Genomic DNA, 17001 nt, shown 5'->3' with positions numbered 1-17001 from the left:
CCCGCCCCGGCACGGTCAAGCCGCAGTAAACGTCCACGACCAAGCCCTTGATTCCAAAGGGTCGTCCCCCGCTGTCCTGCGTGGACAGCGGGGTCCTTGCCTTACTCGCCGTGGTAGGAGACGGTCTTCACATCCTCGCCCGGCGCGGTCTTCTGGCGGCGGATGATCAACCGGTTCAGCGCGTTGATATAGGCCCGGGTCGAGGCGACGATGGTGTCGGTATCGGCGGACGAGCCGGTCACGATCCGCCCGTCCTCCTCCAGCCGCACGCTGACCGTGGCCTGCGCGTCCGTCCCCTCGGTCACGGCATGGACCTGGTAGACCTGCAGGTTCGCCTGGTGCGGGAAGAGCATCTTCACGCAGTTGAACGCTGCATCCACCGGGCCGTCGCCGGTGGCGTCGATGTGGTGGTCGACCCCGTCGACGGAGAGGATCATGTCGGCCTCCTGCGGGCCTTCGGTGCCGCAGACGACCCGCAGCTTCTTGAGCTGGAGGTATTCGTAGGCGTCGTTGGTCTGCTCGTCGGTGACCAGCGCGATCAGGTCGTCGTCGTAGACTTCCTTCTTGCGGTCGGCCAGCGCCTTGAAGCGGACGAAGACATCGTTCAGCTGGTTGTCGGCCAGCTCGAACCCGAGTTCCTTCAGCTTGGCCCGGAGTGCTGCGCGCCCCGAATGCTTGCCCATCGCGATGTTCTTGGCCGTCAGCCCGATATCTTCGGGCCGCATGATCTCGAAGGTCTGGACGTTCTTCAACACACCATCCTGGTGGATACCGCTCTCATGCAGGAAGGCGTTCTTGCCGACGATGGCCTTGTTGAACTGGACCGGGAAGCCGGAGACCTGGCTGACGCGGCGGGAGAGGTTCATGATCTTGGTCGTGTCGATCCCGGTCTGGAAGGGCAGGATGTCGTTCCTGACCCGCATCGCCATCACCACCTCTTCCAGCGCGGTGTTGCCCGCGCGCTCACCCAGGCCGTTGATCGTGCATTCGATCTGCCGGGCGCCAGCCTCCACGGCAGCCAGGGCGTTGGCGGTCGCCATGCCGAGGTCGTTGTGGCAGTGGGTGGCGAAGATGATCCGGTCGGCGCCGGGCACCCGCTCCAGCAGCATGCGGATGATCTTCGCCGATTCCATCGGGTAGGTGTAGCCGACGGTATCGGGGATGTTGATCGTCGTCGCCCCGGCCTTGATCGCGATCTCCACCACGCGGCAGAGGTAGTCGGGTTCCGTCCGGGTCGCGTCCATCGGGGACCACTGGACGTTGTCGCAGAGGTTCCTCGCGTGGGTCACCGTCTCGTGGATGCGGTCGGCCATCTGGTCCATGTCCAGGTTCGGGATCGCGCGGTGCAGGGGGGAGGTGCCGATGAAGGTGTGGATGCGGGGGCTGCGGGCGTGCTTCACCGCCTCCCAGCAGCGGTCGATGTCCTTCTGGTTGGCCCTGGCGAGGCCGCAGATGGTGGAGGTCTTCGCCCGCTTCGCGATCTCGGAGACGGCGGCGAAGTCGCCTTCGCTGGCGATGGGGAAGCCGGCCTCGATGATGTCGACCCCCATCTCGTCGAGGAGGGAGGCGATCTCCAGCTTCTCCTCATGGGTCATGGTCGCGCCGGGGCTTTGCTCGCCGTCGCGGAGCGTGGTGTCGAAGATGACGACTTTGTTCTGGGTCATGATGCGGTCCTGTTTCCTTAGCTGGCGTGGTCGGCGCTGGTCACCTCTGAGCGGTCGCGCCCGGGGGCACGCTCAGAGGCAGCTAAGAAGGAGGAGACCGCGGGCGGTCGTGGGGCGCGGTGCGGCCCCGGGGGAGTGGATATGATGGCCCCTGGTCATGGGGCGCGACTATACGGGGGAAATCGGGGAAGGGAAGGGGGTTTGTGCGGGGCGGGGGCCGGGAGGGACTCCGGGGGAGTGTCCACGGTGGACGGATGGGGGTAAGGGGTTGATTTTGCTGGGGAAGGGGTGTGGACGGTAAGGGTTTGTTAAGGGGGTGGTTAATGGCCCCTTGTTCTCATTCGTACTGGAGCTGCTTGCTAAAGAGGCAGTGCTAGGCCATCAAGTTCTGGTTCATCTGTAAGCGGAGTGCAAATTTGGCCAACATTCTTTCCGTTCCAAACTTCGATACGACTCCGGTTAGCATTAGTCTTGATGCTGGAACTACGACTTTTCTCGTCGGGGCAAACGGTAGCGGAAAGACACGCCTTTCAGCGTATGCGGAGGAGAGACTGGGCTTGAATGCCCATCGCATTTCTGCGCACAGGTCCCTCAACTTAAATCCTGCTGTTGCGAAGATCTCTGAAGAGAAGGCGCAGAAGGGTCTGTTGACAGGTTACCCGGAGGTGAAGCCTGGCGCCGAAACTAACTATCGTGCGAGTCAGAGGTGGGGTTCAAAATCGTCTACAAACCTACTAAATGACTACGACTATCTGTTGCAACTTCTGTTTGCCAACCAATCCAATGTTGCCCTAAGAACCCACTACGCAGTCCATGCAAATAAAATTAGCGAACTAGAGGAAACATACTTTCAAAAACTAAGTCGGATCTGGGATGGAATATTTCCGCATAGAAAATTATACGTTACTGGAGATGGAATAAGATGTCTTGACGCAAATCAGAACCAATTCGATGGTTCTGAAATGAGCGATGGAGAGCGATCTGCGTTCTACCTGATTGGTCAGGTTCTTGTTGCCATGCCGAACGTTGTTCTGATATTTGACGAGCCCGAATTGCACATGCATCGGTCAATTCTCGGAAGTCTCTGGGATGAGGTTGAAGCCGCTCGCCCGGATTGCGCTTTCCTAGTGATCACCCATGATCTCGAGTTTGCTGCTTCTCGTCCTGGACGAAAGTATGTAATTAAAAAGTACATGGCGCCATCCAATTGGGAAGTTGAGGAAGTGCCAGACGGCACGGGTTTTAGCGAAGAAGTTTCAACGCTAATTCTCGGAAGTCGGAAGCCTATTCTATTCGTTGAGGGCACTGACAGTAGTCTCGATCTAGCAGTTTATCGCGCCTGTTATCCAAGTTGGACTGTGATCCCGAGAGGAAATGCCGCTGATGTTATCCATTCGGTGGCTACAATGAGGGCGAACTCCGCTCTCACGAGAGTGACATGTGCTGGTGCTGTGGACGCAGATGATCACAATGAGGACGAAATACGCGCTCTTGATTTTCTTGGAGTGGCAGTTCTCCCGGTTTGCGAAATAGAGAATCTTTTTCTGCTTCCGCAAGTCGTGGAGGCTATGCTTGAAATGGAAAGCTTTGATGCGGATGAGCGAGTGTCAAAGCACTATGAGTTGAGGAGGGAAATGTTTGCGCTGGCGAGTGCCCAGGATGCGCTGGAAAGCGTAGCTGTTCGCCACTGTCAGAGACGAATTGACAGAGCCCTTAAATCCATTGATCTGAGATCGTTCAAAACATCAGGTCAACTTAAGGAGGCTTTCCTTTCTGAAGTATCACAGATTGACGTCGAAGCCATTGTTCGAGGTGTGATGGAGAATATCTCTGACGCAATGCAGAAGGACGACAGCACTACGTTCCTTCGCTATTACGACAACAAGGCGCTTCTGAATGTTGTAGCTAGGAAGGTCAAGGGTCTATCAAAGAGTGCATTTGAGGATTGGATATCAAGATCGCTGCGGGACCCAAAGAATGTAGGACTTAGGTCCGCAGTCCAAAGCGTGCTACCGGCATTGATAGCCAAATAATGGAATTTGAAGCGGTCACACCCCCATATGCCGCACCCTCGCCCCCCACTCGATCGCCGCGGCGTGGAGGCGGTCGATCTTCAGCTCGTCCCGCACCTCCTCCAGCATCCGCAGCTCGACCTGGGAGTGCCGCCCGTCCGCCGTGACCACGTCGCAGGCGAGCGCATAGGCGGTCTCGTACAGGCGCTCGGGCAGGGCGTTGCGGATCAGGCCGAAGAGGGCGTCGAGGCCGTCTTCCTCCTCGAACAGGTCGAAGACGATGCGGCTGACGCGGCGGATGCGGTCGGGGTCGTAGGTGGCGAAGGCGGGCATGTGGTTGACCATGCGGGTGATCGCCACCAGTTCGGCGGTGCGCATGTTCTCGTCCGAGGCGGAGCAGGCGACCATGACGGCGACGAGGGCGTCCTGGGGTGACATTCCGGATTCGGGCATGGCTGGTCCTTCAAGGGTTTGGGGGGGAGATTATTGACGGGAGGCAGGGGGGGCAATAGAGGACGGGCGCGGGGCGTGGGCCCGGCGTTTCAGGAGAGAAGCGATGAGTGCGTTGCGCGATGCGGCGATGGCGTCGAAGGCCTGGCCATTCGAAGAGGCCCGCGCGGTGCTGAAACGCTATGGCGGGAAGGACCCGGCCAAGGGCTATGTGCTGTTCGAGACGGGTTACGGGCCGTCGGGGTTGCCGCATATCGGGACCTTCGGGGAAGTGGCGCGGACGACGATGATCCGGCGGGCGTTCGAGATCATCTCGGACATCCCGACGCGGCTGATCTGTTTTTCCGACGACGTGGACGGGATGCGGAAGGTGCCGGAGAACGTGCCGCAGCAGGAGATGTTGCGGGGGCATATGCAGCTGCCGTTGACCTCGGTGCCGGACCCCTATGGCGAGTACGAGAGCTTCGGCCACCACAACAACGCGATGCTGCGGCGGTTCCTGGATACGTTCGGCTTCGAGTACGAGTTCATCTCGGCGACGGAGTTCTACAAGTCGGGCCGGTTCGATGCGACCCTGCGGCTGTGCGCCGAGCGGTATGATGCGATCATGGCGATCATGCTGGCTTCGCTGCGGGAGGAGCGGCAGCAGACCTATTCCTGCTTCCTGCCGATCCACCCGGAGAGTGGCCGTGTGCTGTATGTGCCGATGAAGGAGGTCAATGCGAAGGATGCGACGATCACCTTCGACGACGAGGACGGGCGGGAGTGGACGCTGCCGGTCACGGGCGGGCATGTGAAGTTGCAGTGGAAGCCGGATTTCGGGGCGCGCTGGGCGGCCTTGGATGTGGACTTCGAGATGTACGGGAAGGACCATTCCACCAATACGCCGATCTATGACGGGATTTGTGAGGTCCTGGGGGGGCGGAAGCCGAACCATTTCAGCTATGAGCTGTTCCTGGACGAGCATGGGCAGAAGATCAGCAAGTCGAAGGGGAACGGGCTGACCATCGACGAATGGCTGACCTATGCGGCGACGGAGAGCCTGTCGTATTTCATGTACCAGAAGCCGAAGACGGCGAAGCGGATGCATTTCGACGTGATCCCGCGGGCGGTGGACGAGTATCACCAGCAGTTGAAGGCCTATCCGACGCAGGACGTGGCGGGGCAGGTGAACAACCCGGTCTGGCATATCCACGGGGGGAAGCCGCCCGAGTCGAAGATGGTGGTGTCGTTCGGGATGCTGCTGAACCTGGCCTCGGTGGCCGGGGCGAAGGATGCCGAGGCGCTGTGGAAGTTCATCCGGCGCTATGCTCCGGAGGCGTCGCCGGAGGGGAACCCCGATCTGGATGCGGCGGCGGGGTTTGCGGTGCGCTACTTCGCGGACCGGATCGCGCCGACGCGGGTGTTCCGTCTGCCGGACGCGAAGGAGCGGGCGGCGATGGAGGATCTTGTCGCACGGCTGAAGCTGTGGGACGGGGGGCTGGACGACGAGGCCTTGCAGTCGATGGTCTTTGCGGTGGGCAAGGAGCATGAGTTCGAGCCGCTGAGGGACTGGTTCAAGGCTTTGTACGAGGTGCTGCTGGGGGCGTCGGATGGCCCGCGCTTCGGCGGGTTCATCGCGCTTTATGGGGTGGACGAGACGGTGGCGCTGATGGAGCGGGCGCTGAGGGGCGAGCTGGCGGGCTGACGCAGGGGGCGGCGAGGCTGGCGCCCACGCGGCTTTGCGGGGCGGGGCGGTTGACTTCCGCCCGGGCGGTCTAGGTCGTTTCGCGAGGGGACGCTTCACAAGGAGCGATTGCCATGCGCAATGCTGTTTACGCCGTGCTGTTCGCCGCCGTCCTGTCCCTGCCTGCCGCCGCGCAGGAAGAGCCGATACGGAACACCATCCAGAGCCAGATCGAGGCCTTCCGGGCCGATGATTTCGCCCGGGCCTTCACCTTTGCCAGCCCGACGATCAAGGGCATGTTCGGCACGCCCGAGAATTTCGGGGCGATGGTGAAGCAGGGCTATCCGATGGTCTACCGGCCGGCGGAGGTGCAGATGATGGAGCTGCGCGAGGTGGCGGGGGCCCTGTGGCAGCGGGTCAGGATCACCGATCAGGCCGGGGCGGGCTGGTATCTGGACTACATGATGGTCGAGACGGCGGAGGGCTGGCAGATCAATGCGGTGCAGATATTGCCTGCGCCGGATGTCGGGGCGTGACGGGCAGGAGCGCTTTCAGGGCCGGGCGGAGGGTGGGTGCAATCCCATCAGGTCCCTGCGAACGGTGGGTGGGCGTCCACCCTGCCCTGTTTCCGTCACGCGGCTCGTCCGTTGCGCAAGCCGACCCTGCTCCGTGCGGAGGCATGACCCCCGGTTAAACCTTGCTTGCTACCCCCTTTGCCCGATGACGGCGCGGTTTGTCGGAGTTTCCGGCGCACCTCTCCGGGACAGGGACGCGAAGCGAGGCGAGGGAAATCGAAGATGAACAAGGCTATCACCGACGGGCTGGTCCTGATGCCGCCGCCGTTCTCGGCAGGGCTGAACCTCTGGTCGCGCGAGGACGGGGTGCCGGGGTCGGGGTCCTACCAGGGCCAGCCGAACGCGGCGCTGGTCACGAATGACCAGGACTTCGCGGGCTGCCTGGAGCTGCAGAAGACGGAAGCCACGCAGAAGCTGCGCAGTTTCGCGCAGACGCCGGTGCAGCCGGGGCTTTACCTGCGCGTCACGGCGCGGGTGAAGGCAGTGTCGGGGAACCTGCCCTCGGTGCGCATCGCGGCCTGGGCGGGGGATGTCAGCGGGGCAAACGTGGCGGGCCTGCCGCAGACCGGGCCAGCGGTCACGCTGACCGCTTACGGCCAGGTGGTGACGGTGAGCGCGATCATCTCGCCCGCCAGCCGGACCGGGGTGGACCTGCCCTGGTCGCTGCAATCCGTCTATGCCCATGTCGGGCTGGACCTGACCGGGGCGAACGGCGGCGTGGTCAGGATCGACGATATCGTGGTCGAGGATGTGACCAACATCTTCATCCGCAAGCTGATGGACTGGGTCGACGTGCGCGACTTTGGCGCCCTGGGCAACGGGTCGACCAATGATGCGGCGGCCTTCCTCGCCGCCGATGCCGCTGCACAGGGGCGGGAAATCCTGGTGCCGTCGGGGGTGTTCCGGCTGACGAGCGACGTGACGATCAACAGCCGCATCCGGTTCGAGGGCACCTTGTCGATGCCCGCGAACCGCAAGCTGACCCTGACGCGGAACTTCGATCTGGACACCTATGGCCAGGCCTTCGGGTCGGAGCTGGAGGGGTTCAGGCGGGCCTTGCAGGCGCTGTTCTTCTTTACCGACTATGTCACACTGGACCTGTCGGGCCGCCGGGTCGACATTCCCGAGCCGATTGATGTCGCTGCCCTAGCCGGGATCACCAGTTTCTCCAGCCGCCGGGTGGTGCGGAACGGGTCGCTGAACGCGGTGGCGGGGCCGGGCTGGACGACCGAGGACGTGACCTCGGTCGCGACCTATTCGGCCTCGGCCAACACCACGCTGACCGGGGTGGCGAATGTGGCGAACATCAAGGTCGGCTCGCTGGTGATCGGGACGGGCGTCGGGCGCGAGGTCTATGTCACCGCGACCAACATCGGCGCGGGGACGGTGACGATCAGCCAGCCGCTGTATGCGGCGGTGGGGGTGCGGAACTATACCTTCCGGCGCTTCAAATACCTGCTGGATTTCAGCGGCTTCGGCCTTCTGTCGCGCTTCGAGCTGGAGGATATCGAATTCAACTGCCTCGGGATCGGGTCGGGCGTGCTGCTGCCGATGGCGGGCAATACCCAGCGCTTCATGTCCTGCACCTTCAACCGGCCGCTGGACCGGGGGATCAGCTCGGCCGGGTCGGGGTGCCAGGGCATGTTCGTCGACATGTGCCAGTTCCTGTCGAACGAACAGTCGGTCGCGGCGGTCGACCGCACCACCATCGCGATGAACGTGCAGGCGAACGACACCAAGCTGCGCAACAACCGGATCGTGCGCTTCGCGCATTTCGCGGTGATGAACGGGACCGGCCACCTGATCCACGCCAACCACTTCTTCCAGGGCGACAACACGACGGCGGGTGTGCGGCGCGCGGGTCTGGTCTTCACGCAGACCAACGTCTCGACCGTGGTGACGGGCAACTATGTCGACAACTGCTTCATCGAATGGGGCAACGAGCATGACTCGGAACCGCAGGAGAACGGCGAGTTCTCGTTCGGGGGGCTGAACATCGTCGGCAACGTGTTCATCGCCTCGGACACGGCCACCGCCTTCCGCTGGATCGTGGTGAAGCCCTACGGGTCGGGGCATTTCTTCAGCGGGTTGTCGATCACGGGGAACAGCTTCCGTTGTTTTGGCAACATCGTGGACCGGGTGGACATGGTGGACACCAGCTTTGCCACGCTGGATTTCAGCAAGGCGCGCAATGTGCGGGTCGAGGGCAACAGCTTCAACAACGTGAGCCAGTGGATCATCAACCCGGTGCAGGTGATGCATACGCAGAACACGGCGGCCGAGACCTGGAACGTCAGCGCGGGCGGGTTCGTGCCCTTTGGCGGGCGCATCCGCATGGTCGAGGCGGTGGCGCCGGAGGGGATGATCAGCACGGCGGCCAATGCGGCGCGTTATGTGTTCCCCTATTCGCTGCCGGGCAGCGGGGCGGGCGGCAACGAGGCGCAGGTCCGCTGGGGCGAGGCGGTGAAGGGCAAGGCACTGGTCACGATGCGGATGGACGTGCCGGCCTGATCCTGATGCAGTGGTGAGGTTGGGGGCGGTCCTTCGGGGCCGCCCCTTTTCACAGGTCGCCGGGCTGGACGTGGAAGGCGCGGGCGAAGCCGCCGTTCAGGAGGGCGGAGCTGGGGGTCAGGCGGACGAAGGCGAAATCCGGCAGGTCGATGTAGACGGTGGCCTTGGGGTTCCGCTCCAGCCAGCGGCTGCGGATGCCTGGGCGGGCGGGGTCGTCCTTGGCGATGAAGCTGGCCTGCGCCCGGATCATCAGGCGGGGGTGGGTCAGCGGGTCGCCCTTTTCGCCCGCCTCGCCCAGCATCAGGGCGCAGTCGGGATTGGTCCGCAGGGCGCGGAAGTGGGGGGCGAGGCCGGAGACTAGGGTCAGGAGGCCCGCCTCGGGGTCGCGGGCGAAGGCGATGCGGCTGATGCCGGGGGTGCCGGTGTCGGGGTCGGTCCAGGCGAGGGCGGCGTGGCCCAGCGAGAGGAGCTGGTGGACAATTGCCAGCGCGTCGTCAGTGGCGGGCTGGACGGGATCGGGGCGGGCGGGGCGGTCGGACATGGCATACCGGAAGCAGTTGACAGGGGGGCGGCTCGGGGGTCATCTGGCCGCATTCCTGCCGACCTGCCAGCGATTACTGGCCGTTCCCCTGGCCTGGACGCCATCATGACCGACACCGCGCGGGGCCACAATGGCCCGACCGACTTCCTGCCGAAGCTCTGGACCGTCTGGCGCGAGGGCTATGGGCTTTCGCAGGTGCGCGCCGATGCGCTGGCGGGGCTGACCGTGGCCATCGTGGCCCTGCCCCTGTCGATGGCCATCGCCATCGCCAGCGGGGTGGGGCCCGAGCGGGGGCTCTTCACCGCCATCGTCGGCGGGTTCCTGGTCAGCGCTTTGGGGGGCTCGCGCTACCAGATCGGCGGGCCTGCGGGGGCCTTCATCGTGCTGGTCGCGGCCTGCGTGACGGCGACGGGGGTGCAGGGGCTGATCCTGGCGACGATCCTGTCGGGGGTGATCCTGATCGGGGCGGGGGCGCTGCGCCTTGGGACCTACATCCGCTATATCCCCTATCCGGTGACGGTGGGTTTCACCGCCGGGATCGCGGTGATCATCTTCGCCAGCCAGCTGCGCGAGATGTTCGGGCTGACGCTTCCGGGCGCGGAGCCGGGCGAGTTCATCGCCAAGGTTCAGGCCTTGTGGGCGGCGCGGGGGAGTGTGACCTGGGGCGCGGTCGGGGTGACGGCTCTGACGGCGGGGGTGATCCTGGGACTGCGGAGGATAAGGCCGCACTGGCCGGGGATGCTGATCGCCGTCGCGCTGGCCTCGGTGGTGGTCTGGGCGCTGGGACTGCCGGTCGCCACCATCGGCACGCGCTTCGGCGACCTGCCGCACCTGCTGCCCGCACCCGCGCTGCCGGACCTGTCGATGTGGCGCGAGGCGCTGCCTTGGGCGGGGAGTTTCGCGCTCCTTGGTGCCATCGAATCCCTGCTGTCCGCCGTGGTCGCCGACGGGATGTCGGGCGCGCGGCATCGCTCGAATGCCGAACTGGTGGCGCAGGGGGTGGCGAACATCGGCTCGGGGCTTTTTGGCGGGTTCTGCGTGACCGGCACCATCGCGCGTACTGCGACCAATGTGCGGGCGGGAAGCAAGGGGCCGGTCTCCGGCATGCTGCATGCGCTGTTCCTCTTGGCCTTCCTGATGGTTGCCGCGCCCCTGGCCGCCTACATCCCGCTCGCCGCGCTGGCGGGCGTACTGGGCGTCGTCGCCTGGGGCATGGCGGAACGGCAGGAGTTTGCAGCCCTTCTGCGGTCGACCCGTGGAGATGCGCTGGTGGTCAGCGTGACCTTCCTGCTGGTGGTCTTCCGCGACCTGACCGAAGGCATCGTGATGGGCTTCGCGCTGGCGGGCCTCGTCTTCATCAAGCGCATGTCGGAAAGCGCCGCGATGCGGCCCCGGGAAGAGCATATCGACACGCCCCGCGCCGACCGCATGGTCTATCATCTGGAGGGGCCGTATTTCTTCGGTGCCGCCGCGCAACTGGGGGGCGTGCTGGACCGGATCGCCGAGGCGCCGCGGGCGCTGGTCTTGGAAATGTCGGGGGTGCCGCTGATCGACAGCTCCGGCGCGCGCGGGTTTCACCGGATGGCCGCGCGGGTGGCCAAGCGGGGCGGGCGGCTCTACCTTGTCGGGCTCAGGCCCGCGCTCAGGCGGCAGTTGCAGGCGCAGGGGCTGGACGAGCCGGAGGTGCGCTTCCTGCCTGATCTCGCCGCCGTCGATGCGGTGCTGGACGCACAACCCGGCGGCGAATCACGCTGATCCCGGCAGCGCAGCCTTTCCCGGTCTTCCGGGCGTGCTGCGACCCTTCCTGCCTGCCGCTCACGGCGGCGTGAGCGGTAACGGGCCGAAAAAGCAAGCACTTGGGCGCCACAATTTTCACATATTTGCAGAATTGACTTCATGACAGTGAAGAAATTTACAGAATTATTGATGAAAAATATGGGGTTACGAAAATCTTTACGAAGTGCTACTCTGCCATCAGGAAGAGGTTTCCTGGCCAGTCACCGTCAGTCGCGGAAGGCTGCCGCCTTCCAAGGGGAGAAGAGAATGAGCGAAGCCGCCAAGTCGATCCATCCGCCCTCTGCGGCGTTTGCCGCCGCCGCGCATGTCGATGCGGAAAGCTATGCCAAGCGCTATGCTGCTTCGGTGGCCGACCCCGAGGCGTTCTGGGGCGAGGAAGGGCTGCGACTGGACTGGATCAAGCCCTATACCCGCGTGAAGAACACCTCGTTCCAGATGGGCAATGTCTCGATCAAGTGGTTCGAGGACGGGCACCTGAACGTCTCCGCCAACTGCATCGACCGCCACATGCTGACCCGCGCCGACCAGACCGCGATCATCTGGGAGCCGGACGATCCGAAGACCCCGGCCAAGCACATCACCTACCGGGAACTGCTGGAGCAGACCTGTCGCCTGGCCAACGTGCTGAAGGCGCATGGCGTGCAGAAGGGCGACCGGGTCGTCCTTTACATGCCGATGATCCCCGAGGCCGCCTATGCGATGCTGGCCTGCACCCGGATCGGGGCGATCCATTCCATCGTCTTCGGCGGCTTCTCGCCCGATGCCCTGGCGAACCGGGTGAACGACAGCGATGCGAAGATCGTCATCACCGCCGACTGGGCGCCGCGGGCGGGCAAGAAGACGGGGCTCAAGGACAACACAGACAAGGCGCTGCTGCACTGTTCCGATGACGTGAAGGTGCTGGTGGTCAAGCGCACCGGCGACCAGACCAGCTGGGTGCAGGGCCGCGATTTCGACCTGACGGCGGAAATGGCCGAGGCCCGTCCCTATTGCCCTTACGTCGAGGTCGGGGCGGAAGACCCGATGTTCATCCTTTACACCAGTGGCTCGACCGGCAAGCCGAAGGGCGTGGTGCATACCACCGGCGGCTACCTGGTCTTTGCCGCGATGACGCAGCAGCTGACCTTCGACTACCATGACGGCGATGTCTTCTGGTGCACGGCGGATGTGGGCTGGGTCACCGGGCACAGCTACATCGTCTATGGCCCGCTGGCGAATGGTGCCACGACGCTGATGTTCGAGGGCGTGCCGACCTTCCCCGATGCGGGCCGTTTCTGGGAAGTCTGTGCCAAGCACAAGGTCACGCAGTTCTACACCGCGCCGACCGCGATCCGGTCGCTGATGGGGCTGGGGCCTGAGTGGGTGGAAAAGCACGACCTGTCGTCGCTGAAGGTGCTGGGCTCGGTGGGCGAGCCGATCAACCCGGAGGCCTGGGCCTGGTATGACACCCATGTCGGCAAGGGCATGCTGCCGATCGTCGACACCTTCTGGCAGACCGAGACCGGCGGCCACATGCTGACCCCGCTGCCCGGCGCGATCCCGACCAAGCCGGGGTCGGCGACGAAGCCCTTCTTCGGGGTGAAACCCGAGGTGCTGGATGCCGCGACCGGCAAGGTGCAGACCGAGACCGAGACCGAGGGCGTGCTGTGCTTCGCCGACAGCTGGCCGGGGCAGATGCGGACCGTCTGGGGCGACCACAAGCGGTTCGAGGAGACCTATTTCAGCCAGTACAAGGGCTACTACTTCACCGGCGACGGCTGCCGCCGCGATGCGGACGGCTATTACTGGATCACCGGCCGCGTGGATGACGTGATCAACGTCTCGGGGCACCGGATGGGTACGGCGGAAGTGGAATCCGCGCTGGTCGCGCATGAGGCGGTGGCCGAGGCCGCCGTGGTGGGCTACCCGCACGACATCAAGGGCCAGGGCATCTATGCCTATGTCACCCTGATGAAGGGGGTCGAGCCGACCGAGGACCTGCGCAAGAAGCTGGAAGGCTGGGTCAGGAACGAGATCGGCCCGATTGCCAAGCCCGACCTGATCCAGTGGGCGCCGGGCCTGCCGAAGACCCGGTCCGGCAAGATCATGCGCCGCATCCTGCGCAAGATCGCCGAGAACGACTTCGGCGCCTTGGGCGATACCTCGACGCTGGCCGATCCGTCGGTGGTCGACGACCTGATCGCCAACCGCATGAACCGGGGCTGAGGCGCATGGGCCCCGTCCTGATCCTTCTCGGCCCCCCCGGCGCAGGCAAGGGCACGCAGGCCCGGATGCTGGAGGAAGACTTCGGTCTGGTCCAGCTGTCGACCGGCGACCTGTTGCGTGCCGCCGTGGCTGCGGGGACCGAGGCCGGAAAGCGCGCCAAGGCGGTGATGGAGGCCGGACAGCTGGTCAGCGATGACATCGTGCTGGCGATCCTGAAGGACCGGATGGCCGCGCCGGATGTGGCCAAGGGCATCATCCTCGACGGCTTTCCCCGCACGGCGGGGCAGGCGGCGGCGCTGGATGCCCTGCTGGCCGAGGCCGGGCAATCCGTGACGGCGGCGATCAGCCTGGAGGTCGAGGACGAGGCGATGATCGCCCGCGTCTCGGGCCGCTATACCTGCGCCACCTGTGGCGAGGGCTATCACGACGCGTTCAAGCTGCCCGCCCAGGCGGGGGTCTGCGACAAATGCGGCGGCACCGGCTTCAAGCGCCGGGCCGACGACAATGCCGAGACGGTGCGCGAAAGGCTGGCCGCCTATCACGCCCAGACGGCCCCGCTGATCGCGCATTACGACCGGCTTTCGGTCCTGGAACGGGTTCCGGCGATGGGGTCCATCCCCGGCATCCGCGCCCGCCTGGCCGAGATCGTCGGGCGCGTCGCGGCATGAGATTGGCTCTCGCCCTCGCCATGAGGAGGGGCGGGCGGGAGCGGAAGGGGAGGGGAAGGTCGCATACGGCGTGATCCTTCAAGGAAGGCCATCCCCGGAGGGATGGACAACAGCAACGGCCTGCCGGGACGGGCGGGCCCAAAGCCAGAAACAGACGGGGACTGCCTGATTCACCCGAGTCAGGCCACAAGGAGGTATTGCATGGCTACGACCACAACCAACGTGCGCGACAGATCGCGCCCGATGACGGCGGAGGAGAGGAAAGTCATCCTCGCCTCGTCGGCAGGGACCATCTTCGAGTGGTACGACTTCTACCTTTACGGCTCGCTCGCGGCGATCATCGGCGCGCAGTTCTTCACGCCCTTCCCGGAAGCCACGCGCAACATCTTCGCGCTTCTGGCCTTTGCGGCGGGCTTCCTGGTGCGTCCCTTCGGCGCGCTGGTCTTCGGCTCGCTCGGCGACCTGATCGGTCGGAAATACACCTTCCTCATGACCATCATGATCATGGGCCTTTCCACCTTCTGCGTGGGCCTGCTGCCCGGCTATCAGTCCTGGGGCATCGCCGCGCCGGTCATCCTGATCGGGTTGCGGATGCTGCAGGGCCTGGCGCTTGGCGGGGAATACGGCGGCGCCGCGGTCTATGTGGCCGAACACGCGCCGGCGAACCAGCGCGGCTACTTCACGGCCTTCATCCAGACCACCGCGACGCTGGGGCTTCTGCTGTCGCTGGTCATCATCCTGGTCTTCACCGCCTATGTGAACGGCAACTACGAGCCGGTGGCCCAGTTCAACCTGGACGGCACCCCGCAGCTTGACGCCAAGGGCGTGGCCGTGATGCTGGAACCCTGGAAGGCCTGGGGCTGGCGGATTCCGTTCCTCGGCTCGATCTTCCTGCTGGCGATCTCGCTGTATATCCGGCTGCAGATGAACGAATCCCCCGCCTTCAAGAAGATGAAGGAAGAGGGTTCGGCCTCGAAAGCGCCGCTGCGCGAAGCCTTCGGCCAGTGGAAGAACGCCAAGTTCGCCGTCATCGCCCTTCTGGGCCTGACCGCCGGACAGGCCGTGGTGTGGTACTCGGGCCAGTTCTATGCCCTCTTCTTCCTGCAGTCGGTGATCAAGGTCGACGCCTTCACCTCGAACGTCTTCGTGGCGGCCTCGCTGATCCTCGGCACCTACGGGTTCATCTTCTTCGGCCGCCTGTCGGACCGCATCGGTCGCAAGCCGATCATCCTGGCCGGCTGCCTGATCGCGGCGATCACCTACTTCCCGGTGTTCAAGTTCCTGACCGCGACCGCGAACCCGATGCTGCATGCCGCGCAGGAGCATGAAGTCGTGGTGACGGCCGATCCGGCGGACTGCTCGTTCCAGTTCAACCCGGTCGGCACCGCGAAGTTCACCAAGAGCTGCGACATCCTGAAGGCGCTCCTGCTCAAGTCCTCGGTCAACTCGTCGACCGTCGATGCGGCGGCGGGCACCGTGGCCTCGGTCAAGATCGGCGACACGGAAATCGCCGCCTATGACGGTTCGGCGAACACGGCGGCCATCGACGCCGCGAAAGCCGCGCTGGAGGAAGCCAAGGGCGGGATCGACGCAGGCCTGATGACCGCGATGAGCGATGCCGACAAGGCGCTGGGTGCGGCGAAGACGGCTGTGGCCGATGCCGACAAGGCGCTGAAAGCGGCGGCGGACGATGCGGCCAAGGCCACGGCGCAGACCGCGCTCGACGCGGCCAACGCTGCGGTCCCGGCGGCCCAGGCGGCGGCGGATGCGGCCCGTGCGGCGGTTCCGGCCGACGCCCTGGCCAAGTTCGACGCGGCCACCGCTGCGCTGGCCAAGGAGAACGGCGTCAAGGGCGCCTTCGAGAAGCAGGTGAACGACGCCCTGGCCGCCATCGGCTATCCGATCGTGGCGGCGGACAACGCCACCATCGCGAAGGTCGGCTCGTTCGGCGACATCTTCACCGGGCAGAACATCACCATCATCCTGATCCTGACCTACCTGATCATCCTGGTGACGATGGTCTACGGCCCGATCGCGGCGATGCTGGTGGAGCTTTTCCCGACGCGGATCCGCTACTCGGGCCTGTCGCTGCCCTACCACATCGGCAACGGCTGGTTCGGGGGCCTTCTGCCCGCGACCGCGCTGGCGATCTCGGCCCAGGCCGGGAACATCTACTCAGGCCTGTGGTATGCGATCGTGGTGGCCGTCATGACGGTGATCATCGGCACGATCTTCGTCCCGAATGGCACCCACAAGAAGGACATCTTCGCCGACGACAATCGGTAAGAGCCTGAAACCGGGCCGGGGCGAAAGCCTCGGCCCGGCCTTCCGCGCTGCTTCCTGACAAGCCGTCGGGCTTCTCCGGGCGCAGACTGGCGGGTCTTTCCGAAGGCCCGCCGCTTTTTCGCCTCAGCTGCGCAGGCGCCGGATGATCATGGCAAGGGCTAGCACGATGCCAAGGATGATCAGGTTCGACAGGATCCCCGCCGCGACCGCCTGGGTCAGGCTGGCCCCGCCCTGCGTCACCGGCAGGATCACCGCGACGAAGATCACGCCCGCCGCCAGCGGGACCAGCGTGCCGGTCGCGCCCCGGGTGCGGAACATGGTGACGACCAGCCCCACGATCAGGCCGATGCGGAGCGGGTCCAGAAGCTGCGACTGGATAAGCTCGATCATGGGGGGTCCTTTCGTTTGCGTCAGTTTCCCGATCAGGCCCGCGCGCACAAGCCCCCAGATCGGCGGTGCGGCATGACCGCCGCCTTTCCCCGGGTCCTGGTGGTCGAGGATGAGGACAACATCGCCATTGCGCTGGAATTCCTGATCACGCGCGAGGGCTATGGGCATGACCGGGTGGCCACCGGGTCCGAGGCGCTGCCGCGCATCCGGGCAACCCGGCCCGACCTCGTGCTGCT

12 protein-coding genes and 1 pseudogene are annotated in these 17001 nt (G+C 64.7%); 9 read left to right on the top strand and 4 right to left on the bottom strand.

The window, feature by feature from the left end:
* Window positions 1-101: 101 nt before the first annotated feature.
* Complete coding sequence (locus ACE3P6_RS19430; protein ID WP_374398083.1) at window positions 102-1664, bottom strand: 2-isopropylmalate synthase; 1563 nt, start codon at window positions 1662-1664, stop codon at window positions 102-104.
* A gap of 416 nt (window positions 1665-2080) precedes the next feature.
* Here ACE3P6_RS19430 and ACE3P6_RS19425 point away from each other — a divergent pair, with 416 nt between their 5' ends.
* The gene (locus ACE3P6_RS19425) at window positions 2081-3697 is read left to right on the top strand and encodes a DUF4435 domain-containing protein (RefSeq protein WP_374398082.1); all 1617 of its coding nucleotides are present in this window, start codon (window positions 2081-2083) and stop codon (window positions 3695-3697) included.
* Between the two features lie 15 nt (window positions 3698-3712).
* Here ACE3P6_RS19425 and ACE3P6_RS19420 read toward each other — a convergent pair whose 3' ends face one another.
* Window positions 3713-4129 (bottom strand): tellurite resistance TerB family protein, encoded by a 417-nt coding sequence (locus ACE3P6_RS19420; protein WP_374398081.1) that lies wholly within the window; start codon window positions 4127-4129, stop codon window positions 3713-3715.
* A gap of 103 nt (window positions 4130-4232) precedes the next feature.
* On the opposite strand from ACE3P6_RS19420, the gene ACE3P6_RS19415 reads away from it, so the two are divergent.
* From ACE3P6_RS19415 to ACE3P6_RS19405, 3 genes are all read left to right on the top strand, one after another.
* Entirely contained in the window at window positions 4233-5813 is a 1581-nt protein-coding gene (locus ACE3P6_RS19415; protein ID WP_374398080.1) for a lysine--tRNA ligase, read from the top strand.
* Window positions 5814-5926: 113 nt separating this feature from the next.
* Entirely contained in the window at window positions 5927-6328 is a 402-nt protein-coding gene (locus ACE3P6_RS19410) for a DUF4864 domain-containing protein (protein WP_374398079.1), read from the top strand.
* 261 nt (window positions 6329-6589) lie between these two features.
* Window positions 6590-8878: a right-handed parallel beta-helix repeat-containing protein gene (locus tag ACE3P6_RS19405; RefSeq protein WP_374398078.1), complete on the top strand. Its 2289-nt coding sequence runs from the start codon at window positions 6590-6592 to the stop codon at window positions 8876-8878.
* A 49-nt stretch (window positions 8879-8927) separates the two neighbouring features.
* Here the strand turns inward: ACE3P6_RS19405 and ACE3P6_RS19400 are convergent, their stop codons facing one another.
* Window positions 8928-9419: a HugZ family protein gene (locus ACE3P6_RS19400; RefSeq protein WP_374398077.1), complete on the bottom strand. Its 492-nt coding sequence runs from the start codon at window positions 9417-9419 to the stop codon at window positions 8928-8930.
* Window positions 9420-9524: 105 nt separating this feature from the next.
* Here ACE3P6_RS19400 and ACE3P6_RS19395 point away from each other — a divergent pair, with 105 nt between their 5' ends.
* From ACE3P6_RS19395 to ACE3P6_RS19380, 4 genes are all read left to right on the top strand, one after another.
* Window positions 9525-11174 carry a SulP family inorganic anion transporter gene (locus ACE3P6_RS19395; RefSeq protein WP_374398076.1) on the top strand — a complete coding sequence of 550 codons (1650 nt, stop codon included), beginning with the start codon at window positions 9525-9527 and terminating at the stop codon, window positions 11172-11174.
* Between the two features lie 288 nt (window positions 11175-11462).
* A complete protein-coding gene (gene acs / locus ACE3P6_RS19390; protein WP_374398075.1) occupies window positions 11463-13421 on the top strand; it encodes an acetate--CoA ligase in 1959 nt (652 codons plus the stop codon).
* A 5-nt stretch (window positions 13422-13426) separates the two neighbouring features.
* Complete coding sequence (locus tag ACE3P6_RS19385) at window positions 13427-14089, top strand: adenylate kinase (RefSeq protein ID WP_374398074.1); 663 nt, start codon at window positions 13427-13429, stop codon at window positions 14087-14089.
* A gap of 201 nt (window positions 14090-14290) precedes the next feature.
* Complete coding sequence (locus tag ACE3P6_RS19380) at window positions 14291-16375, top strand: MFS transporter (RefSeq protein WP_374398073.1); 2085 nt, start codon at window positions 14291-14293, stop codon at window positions 16373-16375.
* Between the two features lie 123 nt (window positions 16376-16498).
* On the opposite strand, the gene ACE3P6_RS19375 is transcribed toward ACE3P6_RS19380, so the two are convergent.
* Window positions 16499-16765 carry a hypothetical protein gene (locus ACE3P6_RS19375; protein WP_374398072.1) on the bottom strand — a complete coding sequence of 89 codons (267 nt, stop codon included), beginning with the start codon at window positions 16763-16765 and terminating at the stop codon, window positions 16499-16501.
* A 72-nt stretch (window positions 16766-16837) separates the two neighbouring features.
* Between ACE3P6_RS19375 and ACE3P6_RS19370 the strand changes: the two are divergent.
* A pseudogene (locus tag ACE3P6_RS19370) lies at window positions 16838-17001 on the top strand (two-component system response regulator); the annotation flags it as partial.

It is taken from the genome of Tabrizicola sp., from assembly GCF_041911175.1.
In the GTDB taxonomy this organism is placed as follows: domain Bacteria; phylum Pseudomonadota; class Alphaproteobacteria; order Rhodobacterales; family Rhodobacteraceae; genus Tabrizicola.
This window is presented reverse-complemented; position numbering and strand designations above follow the sequence as displayed.

What these genes read in the sequence shown, in the direction of transcription:
- ACE3P6_RS19430 (WP_374398083.1), bottom strand. Translation starts at nt 1,664, where the DNA reads ATGACCCAGAACAAAGTCGTCATCTTCGACACCACGCTCCGCGACGGC.
- ACE3P6_RS19420 (WP_374398081.1), bottom strand. Translation starts at nt 4,129, where the DNA reads ATGCCCGAATCCGGAATGTCACCCCAGGACGCCCTCGTCGCCGTCATG.
- ACE3P6_RS19415 (WP_374398080.1), top strand. Translation starts at nt 4,233, where the DNA reads ATGAGTGCGTTGCGCGATGCGGCGATGGCGTCGAAGGCCTGGCCATTC.
- ACE3P6_RS19410 (WP_374398079.1), top strand. Translation starts at nt 5,927, where the DNA reads ATGCGCAATGCTGTTTACGCCGTGCTGTTCGCCGCCGTCCTGTCCCTG.
- ACE3P6_RS19405 (WP_374398078.1), top strand. Translation starts at nt 6,590, where the DNA reads ATGAACAAGGCTATCACCGACGGGCTGGTCCTGATGCCGCCGCCGTTC.
- ACE3P6_RS19400 (WP_374398077.1), bottom strand. Translation starts at nt 9,419, where the DNA reads ATGTCCGACCGCCCCGCCCGCCCCGATCCCGTCCAGCCCGCCACTGAC.
- ACE3P6_RS19395 (WP_374398076.1), top strand. Translation starts at nt 9,525, where the DNA reads ATGACCGACACCGCGCGGGGCCACAATGGCCCGACCGACTTCCTGCCG.
- acs (WP_374398075.1), top strand. Translation starts at nt 11,463, where the DNA reads ATGAGCGAAGCCGCCAAGTCGATCCATCCGCCCTCTGCGGCGTTTGCC.
- ACE3P6_RS19385 (WP_374398074.1), top strand. Translation starts at nt 13,427, where the DNA reads ATGGGCCCCGTCCTGATCCTTCTCGGCCCCCCCGGCGCAGGCAAGGGC.
- ACE3P6_RS19380 (WP_374398073.1), top strand. Translation starts at nt 14,291, where the DNA reads ATGGCTACGACCACAACCAACGTGCGCGACAGATCGCGCCCGATGACG.
- ACE3P6_RS19375 (WP_374398072.1), bottom strand. Translation starts at nt 16,765, where the DNA reads ATGATCGAGCTTATCCAGTCGCAGCTTCTGGACCCGCTCCGCATCGGC.